This is a genomic window from Pseudomonas sp. K5002 (assembly GCF_013386655.1).
In the GTDB taxonomy this organism is placed as follows: Bacteria; Pseudomonadota; Gammaproteobacteria; order Pseudomonadales; family Pseudomonadaceae; genus Aquipseudomonas.
The window spans coordinates 1-5,379 of record NZ_JACARK010000843.1; the positions used below are offsets into that span (position 1 = coordinate 1).

The 5,379-nt window shown below is 61.5% G+C and carries 5 protein-coding genes; 4 read left to right on the forward strand and 1 reads right to left on the reverse strand.

The window, feature by feature from the left end; translation table 11 throughout:
* Nucleotides 1-551, reverse strand: a 551-nt coding sequence (locus HX846_RS29720) for a BCCT family transporter (protein ID WP_178966747.1), incomplete at its 3' end; no start/stop codon positions are given.
* A gap of 319 nt (nt 552-870) precedes the next feature.
* Here HX846_RS29720 and betI point away from each other — a divergent pair.
* The 4 genes from betI to HX846_RS29740 form a co-directional block, all read left to right on the forward strand.
* The gene (gene betI, locus HX846_RS29725; protein ID WP_003216902.1) at nt 871-1,464 is read left to right on the forward strand and encodes a transcriptional regulator BetI; all 594 of its coding nucleotides are present in this window, start codon (nt 871-873) and stop codon (nt 1,462-1,464) included.
* A gap of 61 nt (nt 1,465-1,525) precedes the next feature.
* A complete protein-coding gene (gene betB, locus HX846_RS29730; protein WP_003216900.1) occupies nt 1,526-2,998 on the forward strand; it encodes a betaine-aldehyde dehydrogenase in 1,473 nt (490 codons plus the stop codon).
* 196 nt (nt 2,999-3,194) lie between these two features.
* Nucleotides 3,195-4,898: a choline dehydrogenase gene (gene betA / locus HX846_RS29735; RefSeq protein WP_003216899.1), complete on the forward strand. Its 1,704-nt coding sequence runs from the start codon at nt 3,195-3,197 to the stop codon at nt 4,896-4,898.
* Nucleotides 4,899-5,109: 211 nt separating this feature from the next.
* Nucleotides 5,110-5,379 (forward strand): PmbA/TldA family metallopeptidase (locus tag HX846_RS29740; protein WP_372242024.1); only part of this gene is annotated, 270 nt, incomplete at its 3' end.

Consider the following 5,379-nt stretch of genomic DNA (forward strand, 5'->3'; position numbering starts at 1 on the left):
AGCGGGTACAGCGCCGAGCGCAGGGCCAGCGGCTGGTTATGACGGTAGGCAAAGTACGCCACGGCCAGGCCGACCAGTGCGTAGATCGCCCAGCCGTGCAGGCCCCAGTGCAGGAACGTCAACTGCAACGCCTGGCGTGCAGCTTCGCCGGTGGCCGATGCGCCTTCAGGCGGGTTGAAGTAGTGGTCCAGCGGCTCGGAGGCGCCGAAGTACAGCAGCGAGATGCCGATGCCCGACGAGAAGAGCATGCCGGCCCAGGCGCCGTAGCTGAAGTCCGGGGTGTCGTCCTTGCTGCCCAGTTTCAATTTGCCATAGGACGAAAACGCCAGGCCCACCACAAACACCAGGTAGGCGGCGATCACGACCATGTAGTACCAGCCAAAGCTTTTCGACAACCAGGCTTGGGCCACACCGAGCATCCTGCCGGCTTCCTGCGGGGCGATGATCAGAATCGCGGTCAACAACAGAATCAGCGCGGTGGAGGTGTAGAACACCCAACCGTTGACCCGCACCTTTTCTGGCGGGGTCTTTATAAGAGAGGCAGAACTCATGGCACAGATGCTCCGGGCAGTGCAGAGAAACACAAGGCAACGCTTGACCCGAGCCATCGATTTTTCGGCAGTCGACGGACGGGTGTATAAAGACACCCCGAAAAACCATAAACCCCCGGCGAACCGCTGTGCCGGGCTGTTTCATGGGTTTTCCCGATGTCAGGTGGCGCCACATGCACGTAGGAAATACCTGTAGGCAGCGACCATTTGTCGCAGATCTTATTCTTTGTTGATTGAACGTTCAATCAAAACAAAATAGACTGGCCCTCAAGCCGACGGACGTTTGTCGCCCGTTGGCAGGCCTAAGGAGAGGTGCACGATGCCCAAGGTCGGTATGCAACCCATACGCCGCCAGCAGTTGATCGAAGCCACATTGACGGCGGTCGATCAGGTCGGAATGGGGGATGCCAGCATTGCGCTGATCGCCCGTCTGGCCGGTGTCTCGAATGGCATCATCAGTCACTATTTTCAGGACAAGAATGGCCTGATCGCCGCCACGATGCGGTACCTGATGAACGTGCTGATCGAGAACGTCACCGAGCGCCGATTGGCGCTGAAAGATGACAGCCCGCGGGCCCATCTTCAGGTGATCATCGAAGGCAACTTCGACGCCAGCCAAGTCAACGGCCCGGCTATGAAAACCTGGCTGGCCTTCTGGGCCACCAGCATGCACCACCCGTCATTGCACAGGCTGCAGCGGATCAACGATCACCGTCTGTATTCCAACCTGTGTTGCCAGTTCCGCCGAGCGTTGCCGTTGCCCGAGGCACGCAGCGCAGCCCGAGGCCTGGCGGCCCTGATCGACGGTTTGTGGTTGCGCGGCGCCCTGTCGGGAGACGCTTTCGACACGGAGCAGGCGCAACGGATCGCTTACGAATACATGGATTTCCAATTGGCCAAGCAGGTGAGTTAGAGCACACATAAACGCTCAACTCCCGAACCGCGCCAACCACTAATGCACTTGCGAGGACTTTATGGCCCGTTTCGAACTGCAAAAACTCTACATTGACGGCGGCTACTCCGACGCTGGCAGCGATGCCACTTTCGAAGCCATCAACCCGGCTAACGGTGAAGTTCTCGCCAACGTGCAACGCGCTACCAAAGAAGACGTCGAGCGCGCTGTGGTCAGCGCCGAAAAGGGCCAGAAAATCTGGGCCGCCATGACTGCCATGGAGCGTTCGCGCATCCTGCGTCGTGCCGTCGATATCCTGCGTGAGCGCAACGACGAACTGGCCGCCCTGGAAACCCTGGACACCGGCAAGCCGTATTCCGAAACCCAATACGTCGACATCGTCACCGGCGCTGACGTGCTGGAATACTACGCAGGCCTGGTGCCCGCCATCGAAGGCGAGCAGATCCCGCTGCGTGACACTTCTTTCGTCTACACCCGTCGCGAGCCGCTGGGCGTCGTGGCCGGTATCGGCGCATGGAACTACCCGATCCAGATCGCCCTGTGGAAATCCGCACCTGCCCTGGCGGCCGGTAACGCGATGATCTTCAAGCCAAGCGAAGTCACCTCGCTGACCACCCTGAAACTGGCTGAAATCTACACCGCCGCCGGCGTTCCGGATGGCGTGTTCAACGTCCTGACCGGCAGCGGCCGTGAAGTCGGCACCTGGCTGACCGAACACCCGCGCATCGAGAAAGTCTCCTTCACCGGCGGCACCGACACCGGCAAGAAAGTCATGGCCAGCGCTTCGAGCTCTTCGCTCAAGGAAGTCACCATGGAACTGGGCGGCAAATCCCCGCTGATCATTTTCGACGACGCCGACCTCGACCGCGCCGCCGACATCGCGATGATGGCCAACTTCTACAGCTCGGGCCAGGTCTGCACCAACGGCACCCGCGTGTTCGTTCCGACCGCCCTCAAAGGCGCGTTCGAAGCCAAGATCGCCGAGCGCGTTGCCCGCATCCGCATCGGCAACCCGGAAGATGAAAACACCAACTTCGGCCCGCTGGTCAGCTTCGCCCACATGGAAAGCGTGCTCGGCTACATCGCCAAAGGTAAAGAAGAAGGCGCCCGCGTGCTGTGCGGCGGCGACCGCCTGACCGACGGTGAATTCGCCAAGGGTGCCTACGTGGCCCCGACCGTGTTCACTGACTGCACCGACGAAATGACCATCGTCCGTGAAGAAATCTTCGGCCCGGTGATGAGCATCCTCACCTACGACACCGAAGAAGAAGTGATCCGCCGTGCCAACGACACCGACTTCGGCCTGGCCGCTGGCCTGGTGACCAAGGACCTGAACCGCGCCCACCGCGTGATTCATCAGCTGGAAGCCGGTATCTGCTGGATCAACGCCTGGGGCGAGTCCGACGCGAAGATGCCGGTGGGCGGCTACAAGCAGTCGGGCGTGGGCCGTGAAAACGGGATCAGCTCGCTGAACAACTTCACTCGCATCAAATCGGTACAGGTTGAGCTGGGCGACTACGCCTCGGTGTTCTAAAACCTGATTGAGCCTGGCATGGCCCATGTGGCGAGGGGGCTTGCTCCCGTCGGGCTGCGAAGCAGCCCCATGCCAGGTACCGCAGTTCTTTCAGACAGAACTCGAGCGCTGACTTTGCGACTGCTGCGCAGTCGAACGGGAGCAAGCTCCCTCGCCACAAAAGCAGCCTGAACCAACTTTCACGAGGGTGCATTCAATGTCCCAAGAATACGACTACATCATTGTGGGTGCCGGCTCCGCCGGTAACACCCTGGCGACCCGTCTGACCGAAGACGAAGGCGTCACAGTCCTGCTGCTGGAAGCCGGCGGCCCGGACTATCGTTTCGATTTCCGTACCCAGATGCCAGCCGCCCTGGCGTTCCCGCTGCAAGGCCGCCGCTACAACTGGGCCTACGAAACCGATCCAGAGCCACACATGGACGGCCGCCGGATGGAATGCGGTCGCGGCAAGGGCCTCGGCGGTTCCTCGTTGATCAACGGCATGTGCTACATCCGCGGCAACGCGATGGACTACGACAACTGGTCGAAACTGCCGGGCCTGGAAGACTGGACCTACCTGGACTGCCTGCCGTATTTCCGTAAAGCCGAAACCCGCGACATCGGCCCGAACGACTACCACGGTGGCGACGGCCCGGTCAGCGTGACCACGCCAAAGGCCGGCAACAACCCGCTGTTCCACGCGATGGTTGAAGCCGGCGTACAGGCCGGTTACCCACGTACCGAAGACTTGAACGGCTACCAGCAGGAAGGCTTCGGCCCGATGGACCGTACCGTGACGCCAAACGGTCGTCGCGCCAGCACCGCTCGCGGTTACCTGGACACGGCCAAGAAGCGCTCGACGCTGACCATCGTCACCCACGCCCTGACCGACAAAGTCCTGTTCGAAGGCAAGCGCGCCGTCGGCGTGCGTTACCTGATCGGTGCTGCCGAAGAGCGCGTTGAAGCCCGTGCCCGCAAGGAAGTCCTGGTGTGCAGCGGCGCAATCGCTTCGCCGCAACTGCTGCAACGTTCCGGCGTCGGCCCGGCGAAGCTGCTGGAAAGCCTCGACATCCCGGTGGTCCACGACCTGCCAGGCGTCGGCGAAAACCTGCAGGATCACCTTGAGCTGTACCTGCAATACGCGTGCACCCAACCGGTCTCGCTGTACCCGTCGCTGCTCTGGTACAACCAGCCGGCCATTGGTGCCGAGTGGCTGTTCAACGGCACCGGCATCGGCGCCAGCAACCAGTTCGAAGCGGGCGGTTTCATCCGTACCCGTGAAGAATTCGATTGGCCGAACATCCAGTATCACTTCCTGCCGGTAGCGATTAACTACAACGGCAGCAACGGTGTGAAAGAGCACGGTTTCCAGGCGCACATGGGTTCCATGCGTTCGCCGAGCCGCGGCCGCGTGCAGCTGAAGTCGAAGAACCCACGGGAATACCCGAGCATCCTCTTCAACTACATGTCTACCGAACAGGACTGGCAGGAATTCCGCGACGGCATCCGCCTGACCCGTGAAATCATGCAACAGCCGGCACTCGACCAATACCGTGGCCGCGAAATCAGCCCGGGCATCGACGTGCAGACCGACGAGCAACTGGACAAGTTTATCCGTGAGCACGCCGAGACCGCGTTCCACCCGTCCTGCTCGTGCAAGATGGGCACCGACGAGATGGCCGTGGTTGACGCCGAAGGCCGTGTGCATGGCATGCAGGGTCTGCGCGTAGTTGACGCGTCGATCATGCCGATCATCACCACCGGCAACCTGAACGCGCCGACGATCATGATCGCCGAGAAAATCGCCGACAAGATCCGTGGCCGCAAGCCACTGCCGCGCAGCACTGCGGATTACTACGTGGCGGGCGATGCGCCGGTGCGTGGCAAGCCGATGCGTGAAGTAGGTCCTACTGCGCAGTAACTGATGGACCGAGGTGCTCCCTTCGCGAGCAAGCCCGCTCCCACATTTTTGACCGTGTGAACCCGATCAAATGTGGGAGGGGGCTTGCTCCCGAAGAGGCCCGATCTGACACCGCAAGACCTCCCGCCCGCCTACACTTTCCTTGATCAGCTCCCAGCCCAGGCCTACTCTGTTTGCCTGCCCGCGCCGAGCCGCCCACAAGGAAGGCCCCATGTTCGAACACCACGCCACACTCAAAAAGCAGTTCAGTGCCCTGCGCACTACCGCCGAATTCTTTTCCCTGCGCTACGTCCGCGAGTCCGGCCAGTACCTGTCGGTACGCAAGAACGTCGCCGAGCCGCCACACCTCAGCCAGGACGAAGGCGCGATGCTCACCGTGCGCCTCAATGGCGTCGAAGCCTACGCCGCCACCCACGACATTTCCCTGCCCGGCCTGCAAGCCGCCCTTGAGCGCGCCGAACAGCAAGCCCGGCTCATCAAG